Here is a 14,997-nt window from a genome sequence, read left to right as displayed (position 1 = left end):
TTAGGCGCTACGAACCTCGGACAGGAAGGCTTCGACGGCTTCGTTCAGAACCGCCGCCTGACGGCCAAGCCCCTCGGCAAGGCCAAGCACCTCGTTCGAAAGTTTTTCGGCATCGTCCGCTGCCGACGAAACACCCGTGATATTTTCCGAAACATCGCGGGTGCCGTGGGCTGCCTGTTCGACATTGCGCGCGATTTCCTGGGTTGCCGCCCCCTGTTCTTCAACAGCAGCCGCAATCGTGGTTGTCGCACCGTCAAGACGGCGGATGGTTTCGGCAATTTCGGCAATTGCCGTCACCGCATTGGATGTTGCGACCTGAATATCGCCAACCTGGGACCGGATATCCTCGGTCGCGCGTGCCGTCTGGTTGGCAAGGTTTTTGACCTCGTTGGCGACAACGGCAAAGCCTTTGCCCGCATCACCGGCGCGTGCCGCCTCGATGGTCGCGTTCAGCGCCAGCAGGTTGGTCTGTTCGGCAATGTCGGTAATCAGCGAAACGACCTCGCCAATCTGATTTGCCGCCTCGGCCAGCAGTTCGATCTTCTGATGGGTATCTTCGGATGTCCGGACCGCACCATTGGCAATGCTTGACGATTGCGCGACCTGATTGCTGATTTCCGCGATCGAGGCACTTAATTCCTCGGCAGCCGAGGCAACGGTTTCCACATTGCTCGACATTTCCTGCGAGGCTGCGGAAACAACCGTCGAACGCTGTCCGACCTGCTTGGACGTATCGGTCATGGCATTGGCCGATGTCTGCATATTGCCCGATGCCTGAATGACCTGGGCTACAACCTGTCCGACGCTGGCTTCGAAATTGTCCGCCATTTTATTAAGCGCCGCACGCTTTTCGGCTTCGGCACGGCGGTCCTGCTCTTCACGCTGGGTGCGCATTTCTTCCATTTCGATGGTTTTGGACTTGAAGATATCCATCGCACGCGCCAGATCGCCGATCTCGCTTTTCTGATCGGTATATTTGACCTCGATCTTGTGATCACCCTGCGACAGACGCAGCATGTTCTCCGCAATCGCATACAGCGGACGGGTAATACCACGGCTGATCATCAGCGATACACCGACAACCGCGCACAGAACCGCCAACGCCACCAGCCCCATGACCAGCATGCTTTGCATAAAGACCGCGTTCACATCATCAATATAAATCCCGGTGGCAACCACCCAGCCCCAAGGCTCGAACGCCTTGACGAAGGAAAGTTTCGGGCGGAGCTTGTCGGAATTGGGCACCTGATAGGTGTAATCGACAAAGCCCTGACCGTCTTCTTTGGCAACACGGGCAAATTCGCGGTAATGGTGTTTTCCCGATCCGTCGACAGAATTGCTCATATCCTTGCCGACAAGGTCGGGCTTGATGTCATGGATCAGGACGACTGGCGTAAAATCGAACACAAAGAAATAGTTGGTTTCATCATATCGTAGGGCACCTACCGCCGCCTTCGCGGCATTCTGTGCCTGTTCGGTCGTCAGTTCGCCAGACTGTTCCATCGCCTGATAATGCCCAAGCAGGCTGATTGTCGACTCAACCAGATTTTGGGTTTTCACCTTACGATCTTCGAGCATGTTGCTGCGCAGTTCGGTGAGCCCGAATGCCCCGACCAGCAACGCCGCAAGGATTGCTCCCGCGACGATGATCAGCATACGCGTGCCGATCTTCATTGAATTCAGATTGAACATTTCCATCCCCATGTACCAGTGCCGGGCCATAGCCGACATGTTGGCAACGTTTTATTCTTTTCAAGGATTCCCCTCCCGCAATGACACCAAGAATTGCATCAGGATGCATCCGGGAATAGTCAGACTATAATACGGCATATTATATTTACACATGTTTCGACTGTGATTTTAGTCACTACTGCAACTTAATTTATCGCGGATTATATGGCATAATCACAAACGGACAGGGTTGAACGCATCGATGGAAACGGAGCCATTGCCATGACCGACCCGCATTCTGCAAAAGCATCGAATACCCACGGGGTTGTGATTCCCGCCCTGCACTATGATGACGCCAGAGCCGCCATCGAATTTCTGTGCCGTGCCTTCGGCTTTGAAAAACACGCGATCTATCAAAACGAGGACGGCATTGTCGAACATGCCGAACTGGCTTTCGGCAACGGACTGATCATGCTGGGTCAGGCCCGCGACAGCGTATATGGCAAACTGACCCGCCGCCCTAACGATATCGGCGGGGTTACCCAAAGCATCTATATCATCGTGCCCGATGCCGATCTTCACTATGCCCGCGCCGTCGCCGCCAGTACCGAAATCATCATGCCACTCGAAGAACAGGATTACGGCGGCAAGGTGTATTCCGCACGCGACCCCGAAGGCCATATCTGGAGCTTCGGGACCTATGATCCGTTTAGTTGACTGGCGTTAGGCACCATTAATTGTACCCCTTGCGAAAAATCGTTTGCGACCAATCTATTGGAAGTCAATTGGCAATCAAGGGCATCAGATGATCGACAGAGCCGAAACCGTCTTCCGGCCCAATCACCGCACGCGCGTTTTCGCGCTGATTGCGTTTATGGTATTGTGCCTTATCATCTCGGCGGCAGGCGGGGCTGTAACGGCGACCAGCGTCAATGACTGGTACCCGACATTGCAAAAACCGTTTTTCAATCCGCCCAACTGGCTGTTCGGCCCGGCATGGAGCCTGATTTATTTCCTGATTGCCTTTAGCGGCTGGCGCGTCTGGCTCAAACGCGGGATTGACGGCGCAAAGGGACCATTTGCGATCTACGCCGCCCAACTGACCCTGAACCTTCTGTGGTCATTTCTGTTTTTCGGGGCGCAATCGCCATTTTTGGGGTTGGTCGATATCATCCCGCTTCTGATCCTGATCATCATCAATTGCGCAATGTTCTGGCGGATTGATCAATTGGCCGGGATGCTTCTGGTGCCCTATGCATTGTGGGTTGGCTTCGCCACATTGCTGAACGGATCGATTTATTTTCTGAACCCCTGAAACACTCCTGAAACCAAAGGGCTTTTGAAATTCGACCGAAATCCGCCATTGCGAAATGGCGGTCGAAATCCTACGTCGGGCACATCTTGCCGTGCATAAAACCGATCCAGGAGGCCCCGATGAGCATCGCAGCAAAGGAAATCCACCTTTTACACTACCCTGATGGCGTTCCCGCCAATGACGACTTCGCGGTAAGGGACACTGTGCTGCCAAGTCCGGTTACCGGGGAAGTGCTGATTGAAAATATCTGGATGTCGGTCGATCCCTATATGCGCGGTCGCATGACCAAACGCAAAAGCTATATCCCGCCCTTCGAACTGAATGCCCCGCTTGAAGGCCACGCGATAGGCCGCGTCATACAAAGCCGCGATCCGCGCTTTGCCGAAGGATCGCTTGTTACCTCAATGACCGGCTGGCGCAGCCACGCACTGCTTGAAAGCGACTATCTGCATCCCGTTCCCGATATGCCCGATATTGCACCGGAAAAGTTTCTCGGTGTGCTTGGCATGCCCGGCATGACCGCCTGGGTGGGATTGAACCGGATTGCCAATTGCAAGGCAGACGATACCGTCTTTGTTTCCGCCGCCGCCGGGGCGGTCGGGTCTGTGGTTTGCCAACTCGCCAAAGCCAAGGGATGCCGGGTTATCGGATCGACCGGTGACAGGGACAAGGCAAAATGGCTGCGCAATGAATTGAACGTTGATGCGGTAGTAAATTACCGCGATACCGACGACCTTTCAGGAAGCCTTGGCGAAGTCGCCCCGCAGGGCATTGACGTTTATTACGAAAATGTCGGGGGCGCGCATCTCGAAGCCGCCCTTGATCATATCAATACTGGCGGGCGGATTGCCGTGTGCGGCATGATTTCGCATTATAATGACAAATCCCCGCAACCCGGACCACGCAACCTGTTCAGACTGACGACACAGCGTGCGCGGATGGAAGGCTTCATCGTCAGCGACCATTGGGGCAGCTACCCCGATTTCGTGCGCGAAGGTGCTGATCTTGTTCGCAACGGCCAACTCAAAAGCCGCGAAACCGTGATCAGGGGACTGGAAAACGCCCCCAAGGCCTTTATCGATCTGTTCAAAGGCAAGAATACCGGCAAAATGCTGGTAAAACTGGCCGATTGATCTATTTACAGACAAATATTAGGGGGAATTAATCCCCCTTTCGCCTGGCAATAGCGCCCCCCGTTGGCAAGATCAGGATCGCCACCCCGGCCAGCACACAGAATACGGCACCAGCAACGAATGTCATATCCGATCCGACAAATTCCCAAAACACACCTGCCATAATATTACCGATCAGAAGCGCGCCACCGCAGACCAGACTGAACATGCCGAACGCAGAACCGCGCAATTCGGCCGGGGCATGATCGGCAATCAGGGTCGCAAGCAATCCTTGCGACATACCCATATGCATCCCCCAAAGAACAATCCCCAAAAGATACCCGCCCATTCCCGGCAAAAATGCAATTGCAAGATCGGCCATGGCAAGCACACCGATACTGCCCGCCAGAAGCCCGCGTCGTCCGGTCCAGTCGGATAAAACACCCACCGGATAGGCACACAGGCCATAGATCCCATGCATCAACACCATCACCAGCGGCACAAGGCTGATGGCAATTCCGGCCTGTTCGGCACGCAAAAGCAAAAATGCCTCGCTAAACCGTGCCAGCATCAGGATGGCCGCCACAATCATTACCATCCAGCAACCCCGGTTAAGCTTTGTCACCTGACGCAGGATCGCCGGGCGTGATTTCGCCACATAGGGTTTCTGCGGTTCGCGGATACCGAAAATCAGCAATCCGATCGCCGCCGATGCGGGAATAACCGCCAGCCAGAAAACCAGCGCGAAATCGGCCCCGGAAATCAGCATCACACCAACCGCAATCAGCGGCCCGATAAAGCCGCCCATTGTATCAAGCGACTTTCGCAAACCGAAACTGGCACCTCGGGCTTCGGGCGGTGCGGCATCCGCAATCAGCGCGTCACGCGGCGCACTTCGAATGCCCTTGCCGATACGGTCAATAAATTTGGCGGCAACAATATGCCCCACCCCGTCAGCCAACGGAAAGATCGGGCGCGACAATGCGGCAAGTCCATAACCCGCCACCGCAAGCCATTTGCGGCTTGCCAACATGTCGGACAAAACACCCGCAAACAGCTTGGTAACGGTTGCGGTTGCCACTGCAATCGCCTCTATCATGCCAATCGCAAGGGCGGATGCGCCCAAACCGCTGACCAGATAAAGCGGCAGCAGGGTCTGGACCATTTCCGAAGACACATCCATCAACAGGCTGACAAAGCCAAGAATCCAGACTGTTTTCGGGACTGATTGCAACGGGATGCGGGAAAGAACAGACATGAATGCGCCCGGCTTGTGGTGAAATACACCACAAGCCAATACGCGATTGATTGTCATCTGCAAACAGATAAATCGGCCAGACCGCTGTTCTGACTAGCTGCTTGGCTCTGCTGCTACGGCCTGACCGCCGGTTTCCTCGGCGGCCTCAAGCGGCTTCACATCGCCCACTGGCGCAACATTATCCATCCCCAACCGTCCGACAGACGGCAGGCGCAGGGCCGGACGATTGAAATCAATGCCTAGGTTAAGCCCCAGCAGGTTCAACTCGATCCCTTCTTCAAGACCGATGGAAAAGCCAAGCAACCCTAACAGATTGGCCTGCACACCCTGTCCGCTGGGCGACAGCCCGACCGGATCGGTAATGGCGCGGAAATCCTTGCCAATTGCATTGGCCGGCATATCAAGATCAAGGTCGGGCACCTTGCGCCCGATATGGGCAACAAAGGTATTGCTGTTCGGCCCCGGATAGCTGCGATACTGATCCGGATAGGGATAGGTATCAATCGCGGCTTCGATCTGATCGATCAGGTCATCGACACCCTCGCCGCGATGATCGGCCAGAATTTGTGGCTCGGACCCGAACCACAACCCATCGGGCAAGGCATAGTTTTTACGCACGACATTGCCGCCGCCCCAGCCAACCACGTCATAACGCGTATAGCTGGTTTCACCGGCCCGTTTGTAAATGATCCACGGATGAACCGCGAAATAACCACGCCAGCCATAAGTATGGGCGGCCATGACCTGCACAACCGCAATATCGGCATTCGCCACCGGATCGGCGGCAACCCCCGATGAATGGCGTGGTGCAGTGCGCCAAGTCTGTCGCTTTTCCGCCTTTTCGGCGGGCGGGTCCTGCGCAAGACTGATGCCAAACGGCAGCACAAGCAGCGCCAGAAGGCCCAGAATGAAATTTCTGCCTTTTTTCACCAAAAAATCCTGTCAGATGTCATATTTCACTAATGTTACGATGTGATCCGACAAATAAGATCAAAAAATGGCAATCGATTTGCAAAGCAGCATCAAAACTCTGTGAGGCCTTGCGACAATTTTGCGACATTTGCCGTGAATACCCTCATGGCCATGCGGCAAATGTATTGTCGTGCACCCGTTCCCCGGCCCGGCGCAGGCGGCGATAGGCGCCCGGTGCCTCGCCCATATAACGTTTGAAAAACCGGCTGAAATAGGCCGGATCTCGAAAACCAAGCCCATAGGCAATCTGCGCCACCGCCAGCGGGCTCTGCTCCAGCCGCAGGCAGGCTTCGCGAATAACCCGTTCATGCACAAGCGTCAGGGGCGGCTTGCCCGTTGCCCGCATCACTGCCGACCCCAGCCGCCGCTCGCTAATGCCCAGGGCCGTTGCGTAATCGGCAATGTTCCAGTGTTCGCGAAAATGCAGCTCCAGCGCCTGTAAAAACCGCTGGAACGTGATTGAACCGGGGCGATGATGATCGTGTTGTTCCATCCGCCCCTCGGTCAGACGCAAAACCATCGTCAGAATGATCTGAAGATGCGCACCAACCACCATCCCCGTGCCAAGCGCATTTTGCATCAACTCCCCCCGGATCGCATCAAAGCTGCGCGCAAGTAACGCCAGATTATTGCTGCCCTCCGCCGGGGTGACATTATGAACCGTATCGGCGGCAAACCGTAACGGCAGCCCCCCACCCGGCAATGGTGGCGCGGATGTGCCGGTTGAACTACCCCCGCAATGACGCGCCACCAGATCGTCCGCCACCGATAACAGATATCCGTCCGCCCCGGCATTGACTGATATCGCCTGCGTTTCGCCAAGCGGCAACCACACAAGTGCAGGGGCATGACAATCAATCGTGCCCTGACGCAACCGGATATACGCCCGCCCCGACAGCATCAAAACCGCATGGCACCGGTCCCGGCGCCCCGGGTCATTCATCACCCAGTCCTGGGACGACAATGCATGATCAAAACGGTACATCACTGCCTGTGTCGTGACCGGCACCGGATCATCGAACGGTTGGATGCCAAACGCTTCCGGGCGTTGATTTTTTGCACTCACCGGCGAAACCATGCCTTTTTGATCCTGAAACATTCCAAATTGTTATATGTAAAATAGTACAATTTTTCGTCTTAAAATGTCAATTTGACCACCTTTACATTGGAAGCATTCCAGCGCCTACTAATATCGCGATCAATTAAACCGCCAAAAACAACAAGACATATCGAACAATGCGTTTCCGTTATTTTGCACATGCGAGTAAACGGACAGGAGGATACGTCACATTTTTACTTTGAACATCAAAGTAGATAACAGATTTTCTGTATCCATCTTCCTGAGGTAACGCCAAAGCGGAAAAGCCGGAATCACTGCCCAAAGACCTTTACGGGTCTTGCTCGGCGCAAAGCTGCCTTTCGCTGCCGCACAGCAGAACACAAAGAAGAAATCAGGAGAAACGTCGTGAACGATGCCAAGCTATTGATCAACAACGAAGCCGTGAATGCCACCAGCAACCGGACATTCGAACGCAAGAACCCGGTCACCGGCAAGATCGCCACCATTGCGGCCGCCGCAAGCCCCGCCGATGCGCGCAAGGCCGCCGATGCCGCCGCCGCCGCATTTCCGGAATGGTCGAAAATGGGTCCGGGCGCACGACGCAAGATTTTGCTTAAAGCCGCCGACATCATGGAAGCCAAAGGCGACGAGTTTGGTCGTCTCGTCCTTGAAGAAACCGGCAGCACCCGCATGTGGGGAGGCTTCAACGCCCATCTGGCGGCCAATATGCTGCGCGAAGCCGGTGCGATGACAACCCGGATTCAGGGTGACCTGATCCCGTCCGACACGCCCGGCCTTATGGCCATGGGCCTTCGCCAGCCGGTTGGCGTGGTTCTGGGCATTGCGCCGTGGAATGCGCCGGTCATCCTCGGCACACGTGCAATTGCCATGCCGCTTGCCTGTGGCAACACGGTGGTGCTCAAGGCATCCGAACTGTGCCCCGCCCTGCATCGCCTGATCGGCGAATGTCTGGTCGAAGCCGGCGCCCCGGCCGGTGTCATCAATGTCGTGACCAACGCCCCCGAAGACGCCCCGGAAATCGTCGAAACCCTGATCGCCCATCCCGCGGTGCGCCGTATCAACTTTACCGGCTCCACCCGGGTCGGTCGCATCATCGCCAAACTGGGGGCCGAACATCTTAAACCGGTGCTGCTTGAACTGGGTGGCAAGGCACCGTTCCTTGTGCTGGACGATGCCGACATTGACGAAGCCGTCAATGGTGCCGCATTCGGGGCCTATATGAATCAGGGCCAGATTTGCATGTCGACCGAACGCCTGATCGTTGACAATGCGGTTGCCGATGATTTCGTCGCTAAACTGGCGGCCAAGGCCAAAACGCTGACCGCCGGTGACCCGGCAAAGGCCGAACATATTCTGGGCGGCGTCGTGAATGTCGAGGCCGTCAACCGGATCGAGGAACTGGTCGAAGACGCGGTCTCCAAGGGGGCCAAACTGGTCGCCGGTTCCGGCAAGGCACGCGATGGCGTGCTGATGGATGCCACCCTGCTCGATCACGTCACCCCCGCCATGCGGATTTATGCCGAGGAAAGCTTTGGCCCGGTCTGTGTCGTCATCCGTGCCGGTAACGAGGACGAAGCTGTTCGCATCGCCAATGACAGCGAATATGGCCTGTCATCGGCGGTCTTTTCGACCAACATCCCGCGCGCAATGGAAGTCGCCAAACGGATCGAAAGCGGCATCTGTCACATCAACAGCCCGACCGTTCAGGACGAAGCCCAGATGCCGTTTGGCGGTGTAAAAGCCAGCGGCTATGGCCGGTTCGGATCGCAGGCATCCATTGATGAATTCACCGAAATGCGCTGGATCACCATCCAAAGCGGCAAACGCCACTATCCGTTCTAAAAACATCAGGTTCCGCAGGGGGGAAGCCCGGTCGCCCTCCCTCAGATGATCGACCGGGACCTGTGGCAGGCCGCCTTGCGTTTAACCGCGCAAGGCGGCCTGTATCGTGACTTCCAGCATATTGGAAAAACGCGACCGGTCCTTTTGGGTAAAGCCGGCATTCCGGCCCTGCTCGCCGGTGACTTCGCGCATATGGGCGGCAATTTCACGCCCCGCCAGCGCATTGCCGATATTCGCCTCGGTAAATTCCTGGCCATTCGGGCGCAAAACACGCGCGCCTATTTCAAGCCCACGGGACGCCAACGGAATATCGTTGGTCACGATCACGTCGTTCTTGACGGCATTTTCAGCAATCCAGTCATCAGCCGCGTCAGGTTCCGGCGGGACAATCACGATCCGCACCAACGGATTGCGCGACGGGCGAATGCCACCGTTTGATACCATGATCATTTCCAGACGATGGCGTTCTGCCACGCGTTCACATTCCGCCTTCACCGGGCAGGCATCGGCATCGACAAGGATGCGCGGCCGCATCGCCGCTTTATTGGGTGTATTTTCAGACATGGCGCGATAATCGTCACACAACCGACAAAGTCAAGCCATCAGGCGATTGATGGCGTTTCATGTGCGACCTTGGCATCCTTCATCACCATCAATATCACCCCGCCAACCAGCGCAAACCCACCCGCCACCAGTACAGTTGCCTGGAACGAATACCACGTCGCGATAAAGCCGGTTGCAAGATTGGCGATAAGCCCACCAACGAAAAGGGTGCTGACATAATAACTGGTCGCAACACCGGGGCGGTCGGGGGCGAAGTTTTGCACGAACGTCATGCTGATCCCGGCAAAGATGCCATAATAAATCCCGTCAAGCGTCGCCAGAACCAGCACATCGGCAAGGCTGGTTGCGTTATAGATCAACCCGAAGAATATCGCGGCAAGCACGGCGGCAATGATCATCCCGCCGCGCTCCCCGACCTTTCTGATCAGATGCGCGCAGTAATAAATCACTACCACCTCGACAAAGCATTTCACCGTCAGGGCAAAGCCCGCCGCCGATGCGATCAGGCCAAGTTCCGTCGTGAAATAAAGCGGCATGGCGGTTACGAACACGACATTGCCCGCCCCGATGAAAAACACCGGCACACAGGCCAGAAGCAGGCCAAAGTTGAATGGAATTTTCTTACCCGTCACAAGCGAACCGGGATGGTGGGTTTTGAACGCTGCCGGGACGATAAACAAACACACGACAAACCACACCGCCCCAAGGATCGCGATGCTGTAAAAGGTCACCGTAAAGCCGAACGCACCAAATACCGATAATGACGCCGCCGGGCCAATCATCCAGCCAAGCGATGTCTGCATCCTCAGAAACCCGTTGAATTTGACAACGTCGCGCCCGGTCTGTTCGGCAAACAGACGCCCGAATGAATACATCACCGAAAGCGCGCCAGACCCGATACCAAGCAGGATCGCGGCAAAGCAAAGATAGACCCAGTAAATCTGAAATGTCGCAAGCATCGCCATGCCGCTGGCAAAACAGACAATACTGGTGATCAGAAGCGCCTTGATCGGCACCGCCCGGTCAATCGCGCGGCCAAATGCCCGATTGGTCAGAAGTGTGACAACAACCTGAACAATCGCCACCATACTGACTTTCCATGGCGGCTCCCCCATGCCTTCGATGATATAAAGCCCGCCAAGCGGTGCTGCCGAAGACGACGTAAACGCGCCCATCAAAAGCAGCCCCAGCACCAGAAAAGGATAGCGATCCAGAAAGGCGGTCACGCCAGATATCGGCCGAAGATTTCCGCTTTCAGGATGTCCGTCATCCTGTGCCGTGCCGGTCTGATCGCGCAATTTCGTGCCCCCACCCTCGTCATAAACCCAAGGCACGTTTTAGATGATCAACTATCAACAGGAAATACCCACAATTGCAAACCTGTGAAATTGTCACAATCCCGGCACGACGCGGCTAGGCAAGCCCGCCGACAAAGCTGGCAAGTTCCGGGGTTTTCGGATTGGCAAAAACGTCTTCGGGGGCACCGCTTTCATGAATGCGGCCCTGATGCATGAAAACCAGTTTGTCGCACACCTCGCGCGCGAAACGCATTTCGTGCGTTACCATCACCAATGTCATGCCTTCCTCGGCAAGCTGGCGCACGACGGCCAGAACCTCGTTCACCAGTTCGGGATCAAGCGCCGATGTCACCTCGTCACACAGCAACACACGCGGCTTCATGGCAAGGGCACGCGCAATCGCCACGCGCTGCTGCTGCCCGCCTGAAAGCTGATCGGGGTAATGCATCATCTTGTCGGCAAGCCCGACCTTGGCCAGCATTTCCTCGGCCACTTTTTTCGCCTCGGCCTTTGACTGCTTTTTCACGACCTGCGGCGACAGCATCACGTTTTCAAGCGCCGTATAATGCGGGAACAGATTGAACTGCTGAAACACCATGCCGACATTAAGCCGCAGCGTAAGCACATCTGTATCGCGATCCCCGACCTTCTTGCCCGCCACCATGATCGTGCCGTCATTGATGGTCTCAAGGCCGTTGATGGTGCGCAAAAGCGTGCTTTTGCCCGATCCGCTTTTCCCGATCAGGGCAATCACCTGCCCTTCTTCGATCTTAAGATCAATGCCTTTGAGGACTTCGAGCTCGCCAAAGCTTTTATGGATAGCGTGCAGTTCAACGAGCGACATGACGAAGTTTTCCTTCCAGATGGCGGGCATAAAGCGAAAGCGGGAAACAGATCAGGAAATACATCACCGCCACACAGCCATAGACCGTAAACGGCGCATAGGTCGCGTTGGTGATCATGGTCCCGGCCTTGGTCAGTTCGACAAAACCAATGATCGAGGCAACCGCCGTTCCCTTGACCACCTGCACCGAAAAACCGACTGTCGGCGGCACCGCAATACGAAGCGCCTGCGGCAGAATGATATAGCGCATCTGCTGGCGGAAATTCATGCCAAGGCTTGCCGATGCTTCCCATTGGCCAAGCCCGATGGATTCAACGCACCCCCGCCAGATTTCGGTCAGAAACGCACTGGTAAACAGCGTTAACCCCAACATCGCTGCGATCCAGGGCGACACATCAATCCCGATCAGCGGCAGACCGAAGAACACGATGAATAGCTGCATCAAAAGCGGCGTGCCCTGAAACAGTTCCACATAGCCGCGCACCAGTCGCATCACCCACGGATTGCCGGCGGTCCGAACCATCAAAAGCAAAAGCCCGACAATCCCGCCCAGCACAAAAGCGGTCAGCGACAACAATACCGTCCAGCGTGCAGCCAGCAGCAGATTATAAACAATATCCCAAAGGGTAAATTCAGACATGACTGCGCCGCTCAAACAGGAAGTTGCCGAATATCTTCAAAATCCAGCGCAGCAGAACCGACATCACCAGATAAAGCGCGGTCGCCACGAAATAGACCTCGAAGGCGCGGAAATTGACGGCCTGGATATAGTTCGCCGCAAAGGTCAGTTCCTCGGCCGCGATCTGCGAACAGACCGACGATCCCAACATGACAATCACGATCTGGCTTGAAAGTGCCGGCCAGATTTTCTTGAGCGCCGGTCGGATAATGACATACCGGAAAATCTGCACCCGGTTCATCGCAAGGCTTTGGGCCGCCTCGATCTGCCCCTTGGGGATCGCAAGGATACCGGCCCGGATGATTTCGGTCGAATAGGCCCCAAGATTGACAATCATCGCCAGAAGGGCGGCCTGAAATTCACTAAGCTTCATGCCAAGTGCCGGAAGCCCGAAAAAGATAAAGAACAACTGCACCAGAAACGGCGTATTGCGGATCAGTTCCACATATATGCCGACGATCTGGCTGATGACGGGGGCACGCGATGCGCGCGCCCACGCCCCCAAAGTTCCCAGACTGACGCCAACCACAGCCCCGATGACGGTCAGTTCGGTTGTCAGAACAACCCCGTCAAGCAGCAATTGCCAATGCGGGACAATTGCACCGAAATCGAATTCATAAGCCATCGAAACCAAGCAATCCGGTCAGGGGTGAAGCCATCCGTCAACCAACACGAAAGATCAGAGTTTTTCCGGCAGCGGAATGCCAAGCCATTTTTCGGCAATCGCATTCAGACGACCATCGGCAATCGATGCCGCAATGATCTCGTTGACCTTGGCTTTGAATGCATCCTCTTCCTTGTTCAGCCCCACATAGCAGGGAGAGTTCTTGATCAGGAATTTCGGTTCCGGCTTGCGCGGCGGGTTGCGCTCGATAATCGCCGCTGCTGTGACGTTCCCCGTCGCAATCAGGTCAACCTGGCCCGAAAGGAAGGCCGAAATCGTGCCGTTATTATCCTCATAACGTTTGATTTCCAGATCCGCCGGGGCAATCTTGGTCAGCTCCAGATCCTCAATCGCACCACGCGTCACGCCAACCGAATGCCCCGCAAGGTCTTCGGCATCCTTGACGTCGATATCAGCCGGGCCAAAAACGCCGTTATAGAACGGTGCATAAGCATCGGTGAAATCAATCACCTTTTCACGGTCAGGGTTTTTGCCAAGGCTGGAAATCACCAGATCGACCTTGCCGGTGGTCAGATACGGGATGCGGTTGCTGGACGCGACCGGCACCAGTTCAAGCTTCACACCAAGGTCTTCTGCAATCAGGGCCGCCATGTCGATGTCATAACCCTTGGGCTGCATGTCCGCCCCCACGGTGCCAAACGGCGGAAAGTCCTGCGGTACGGCGACCTTCAAAACACCGGCTTCCTTGATGGTATCAAGCGCACCTGCCGATGCACCAGCCAGCGGGGCCGCAATCATGGCAATCGCGGCGATGGTTGATTTCAGAAATTTGTTCATTGGCCTCTACCTGTATGAAAGTGGATTTTTCGACTTATTTTTAATCTGTCTAAAATATCTGCATAAAATTTATGCTAATGTCTATGAATAAATTTCGCACTTGCGAAAAATCACAAGCTGATTAAAGCTATAACCCTTAAATATATTGGATTTCTGCGCCGGATAAATTTTGATACCACTGGTCAGACCAGTTATGGAAAACGCATGATACGCACTGAAACTGCCCCGGAACGCGCCGCGCGCGCCATTCGCAATCTGATTAAAAGCAACGGCTTAGGCCCCGGCGACTCTTTACCGGCCCAGCGCGAACTGGCCGCCACCCTCGGCATCAGCCGCGCCAGCCTGCGCGAAGCTCTGGCAACACTCGAAGCCATGGGGCTGATCCGGGTTCAGGCCGGCAAGGGTGCCTATGTCGCCGATCCGCATGATGGATTACCACGCGATGACAATCAGAAACGCCAGGCCGCACAGGTCTATCAGTTCCGCCTTGCGATCGAACCCTATGTCGCGGGCCTTGCCGCACAGGCCCGCACGCGCGATCATCTGATTACCCTTCAACGCAGCATCGATGACATGCAAACCGCGTTCGAGGCAGACGACCTGATCACGGCCGCCAATGCCGATACCGAATTTCATGAAATCCTGCTGTCCGCATCGGGCAATCCGTTATTTGCCGCCGCGATCTTTCCGGCAGCGCAAACCATCCATGAAAACCAGATGCTGCCCTTTGCCAATGCGGCCGCGATCAAGGCCCCGCTTCGCGAACATGAACAAATCCTGCGCTATGTGCGCGACCGTAATCCGTCGGGCGCACGCGATGCCATGCATTTTCATGTGCTCAGTGCGGCGACCCGGGCCAATATCGCCTTCCTGCGCCCGTAAAAAAGCAGACCCGTAAA

At 55.7% G+C, this 14,997-nt stretch carries 15 protein-coding genes; 5 read left to right on the top strand and 10 right to left on the bottom strand.

Features of this window, described 5'->3' with window-relative positions; all coding sequences use genetic code 11:
- A complete protein-coding gene (locus LG297_RS05285) occupies positions 1 to 1,692 on the bottom strand; it encodes a methyl-accepting chemotaxis protein (RefSeq protein ID WP_404425850.1) in 1,692 nt (563 codons plus the stop codon).
- A gap of 261 nt (positions 1,693 to 1,953) precedes the next feature.
- Between LG297_RS05285 and LG297_RS05280 the strand changes: the two genes are divergently transcribed.
- From LG297_RS05280 to LG297_RS05270, 3 genes are all read left to right on the top strand, one after another.
- Positions 1,954 to 2,388 carry a VOC family protein gene (locus LG297_RS05280; RefSeq protein WP_404425848.1) on the top strand — a complete coding sequence of 145 codons (435 nt, stop codon included), beginning with the start codon at positions 1,954 to 1,956 and terminating at the stop codon, positions 2,386 to 2,388.
- An 88-nt stretch (positions 2,389 to 2,476) separates the two neighbouring features.
- Positions 2,477 to 2,986, top strand: coding sequence for a TspO/MBR family protein (locus LG297_RS05275; protein ID WP_404425846.1), 510 nt, complete (start codon positions 2,477 to 2,479; stop codon positions 2,984 to 2,986).
- A 119-nt stretch (positions 2,987 to 3,105) separates the two neighbouring features.
- On the top strand, positions 3,106 to 4,119 hold the full coding sequence (locus LG297_RS05270; protein ID WP_404425844.1) for an NADP-dependent oxidoreductase: 1,014 nt from the start codon (positions 3,106 to 3,108) through the stop codon (positions 4,117 to 4,119).
- 28 nt (positions 4,120 to 4,147) lie between these two features.
- Here LG297_RS05270 and LG297_RS05265 read toward each other — a convergent pair whose 3' ends face one another.
- The 3 genes from LG297_RS05265 to LG297_RS05255 all read right to left on the bottom strand — a co-directional run bounded on the left by LG297_RS05265 (position 4,148) and on the right by LG297_RS05255 (position 7,394).
- A complete protein-coding gene (locus tag LG297_RS05265) occupies positions 4,148 to 5,356 on the bottom strand; it encodes an MFS transporter (protein WP_404425842.1) in 1,209 nt (402 codons plus the stop codon).
- 93 nt (positions 5,357 to 5,449) lie between these two features.
- Positions 5,450 to 6,286, bottom strand: a complete 837-nt coding sequence (locus LG297_RS05260; protein ID WP_404425840.1) for a DUF3750 domain-containing protein — start codon at positions 6,284 to 6,286, stop codon at positions 5,450 to 5,452.
- A 145-nt stretch (positions 6,287 to 6,431) separates the two neighbouring features.
- On the bottom strand, positions 6,432 to 7,394 hold the full coding sequence (locus LG297_RS05255) for a helix-turn-helix domain-containing protein (protein ID WP_404425838.1): 963 nt from the start codon (positions 7,392 to 7,394) through the stop codon (positions 6,432 to 6,434).
- 399 nt (positions 7,395 to 7,793) lie between these two features.
- On the opposite strand from LG297_RS05255, the gene LG297_RS05250 reads away from it, so the two are divergent.
- The gene (locus tag LG297_RS05250) at positions 7,794 to 9,251 is read left to right on the top strand and encodes an aldehyde dehydrogenase (RefSeq protein WP_404425836.1); all 1,458 of its coding nucleotides are present in this window, start codon (positions 7,794 to 7,796) and stop codon (positions 9,249 to 9,251) included.
- Between the two features lie 81 nt (positions 9,252 to 9,332).
- On the opposite strand, the gene LG297_RS05245 is transcribed toward LG297_RS05250, so the two are convergent.
- The 6 genes from LG297_RS05245 to LG297_RS05220 all read right to left on the bottom strand — a co-directional run bounded on the left by LG297_RS05245 (position 9,333) and on the right by LG297_RS05220 (position 14,098).
- The gene (locus LG297_RS05245; protein WP_085641795.1) at positions 9,333 to 9,815 is read right to left on the bottom strand and encodes a YaiI/YqxD family protein; all 483 of its coding nucleotides are present in this window, start codon (positions 9,813 to 9,815) and stop codon (positions 9,333 to 9,335) included.
- Between the two features lie 38 nt (positions 9,816 to 9,853).
- The gene (locus LG297_RS05240) at positions 9,854 to 11,149 is read right to left on the bottom strand and encodes an MFS transporter (RefSeq protein ID WP_404425833.1); all 1,296 of its coding nucleotides are present in this window, start codon (positions 11,147 to 11,149) and stop codon (positions 9,854 to 9,856) included.
- Positions 11,150 to 11,228: 79 nt separating this feature from the next.
- Positions 11,229 to 11,957, bottom strand: a complete 729-nt coding sequence (locus tag LG297_RS05235; RefSeq protein WP_404425831.1) for an amino acid ABC transporter ATP-binding protein — start codon at positions 11,955 to 11,957, stop codon at positions 11,229 to 11,231.
- On the bottom strand, positions 11,944 to 12,597 hold the full coding sequence (locus LG297_RS05230) for an amino acid ABC transporter permease (protein WP_062952667.1): 654 nt from the start codon (positions 12,595 to 12,597) through the stop codon (positions 11,944 to 11,946). The genes LG297_RS05235 and LG297_RS05230 overlap by 14 nt, the downstream gene beginning before the upstream one ends.
- Complete coding sequence (locus LG297_RS05225) at positions 12,590 to 13,261, bottom strand: amino acid ABC transporter permease (protein WP_404425828.1); 672 nt, start codon at positions 13,259 to 13,261, stop codon at positions 12,590 to 12,592. The genes LG297_RS05230 and LG297_RS05225 overlap by 8 nt, the downstream gene beginning before the upstream one ends.
- Positions 13,262 to 13,315: 54 nt before the next feature.
- Positions 13,316 to 14,098: a transporter substrate-binding domain-containing protein gene (locus LG297_RS05220; RefSeq protein ID WP_404425826.1), complete on the bottom strand. Its 783-nt coding sequence runs from the start codon at positions 14,096 to 14,098 to the stop codon at positions 13,316 to 13,318.
- A 204-nt stretch (positions 14,099 to 14,302) separates the two neighbouring features.
- Here LG297_RS05220 and LG297_RS05215 point away from each other — a divergent pair, with 204 nt between their 5' ends.
- Positions 14,303 to 14,980, top strand: a complete 678-nt coding sequence (locus tag LG297_RS05215; protein WP_404425824.1) for a FadR/GntR family transcriptional regulator — start codon at positions 14,303 to 14,305, stop codon at positions 14,978 to 14,980.
- Positions 14,981 to 14,997 lie beyond the last annotated feature (17 nt).

The organism is Thalassospira australica (genome assembly GCF_044790785.1).
Lineage (GTDB): Bacteria > Pseudomonadota > Alphaproteobacteria > Rhodospirillales > Thalassospiraceae > Thalassospira > Thalassospira australica_A.
Note: the sequence above shows the minus strand (reverse complement) of the source record. Positions and strands in the feature narration are given on the sequence as shown.

Bases quoted from the DNA above. Each gene is read 5' to 3' on its own strand.
- LG297_RS05280 (WP_404425848.1), top strand. From the start codon at position 1,954: ATGACCGACCCGCATTCTGCAAAAGCATCGAATACCCACGGGGTTGTG.
- LG297_RS05235 (WP_404425831.1), bottom strand. From the start codon at position 11,957: ATGTCGCTCGTTGAACTGCACGCTATCCATAAAAGCTTTGGCGAGCTC.
- LG297_RS05270 (WP_404425844.1), top strand. From the start codon at position 3,106: ATGAGCATCGCAGCAAAGGAAATCCACCTTTTACACTACCCTGATGGC.
- LG297_RS05245 (WP_085641795.1), bottom strand. From the start codon at position 9,815: ATGTCTGAAAATACACCCAATAAAGCGGCGATGCGGCCGCGCATCCTT.
- LG297_RS05265 (WP_404425842.1), bottom strand. From the start codon at position 5,356: ATGTCTGTTCTTTCCCGCATCCCGTTGCAATCAGTCCCGAAAACAGTC.
- LG297_RS05225 (WP_404425828.1), bottom strand. From the start codon at position 13,261: ATGGCTTATGAATTCGATTTCGGTGCAATTGTCCCGCATTGGCAATTG.
- LG297_RS05215 (WP_404425824.1), top strand. From the start codon at position 14,303: ATGATACGCACTGAAACTGCCCCGGAACGCGCCGCGCGCGCCATTCGC.
- LG297_RS05220 (WP_404425826.1), bottom strand. From the start codon at position 14,098: ATGAACAAATTTCTGAAATCAACCATCGCCGCGATTGCCATGATTGCG.
- LG297_RS05275 (WP_404425846.1), top strand. From the start codon at position 2,477: ATGATCGACAGAGCCGAAACCGTCTTCCGGCCCAATCACCGCACGCGC.
- LG297_RS05285 (WP_404425850.1), bottom strand. From the start codon at position 1,692: ATGTTCAATCTGAATTCAATGAAGATCGGCACGCGTATGCTGATCATC.
- LG297_RS05230 (WP_062952667.1), bottom strand. From the start codon at position 12,597: ATGTCTGAATTTACCCTTTGGGATATTGTTTATAATCTGCTGCTGGCT.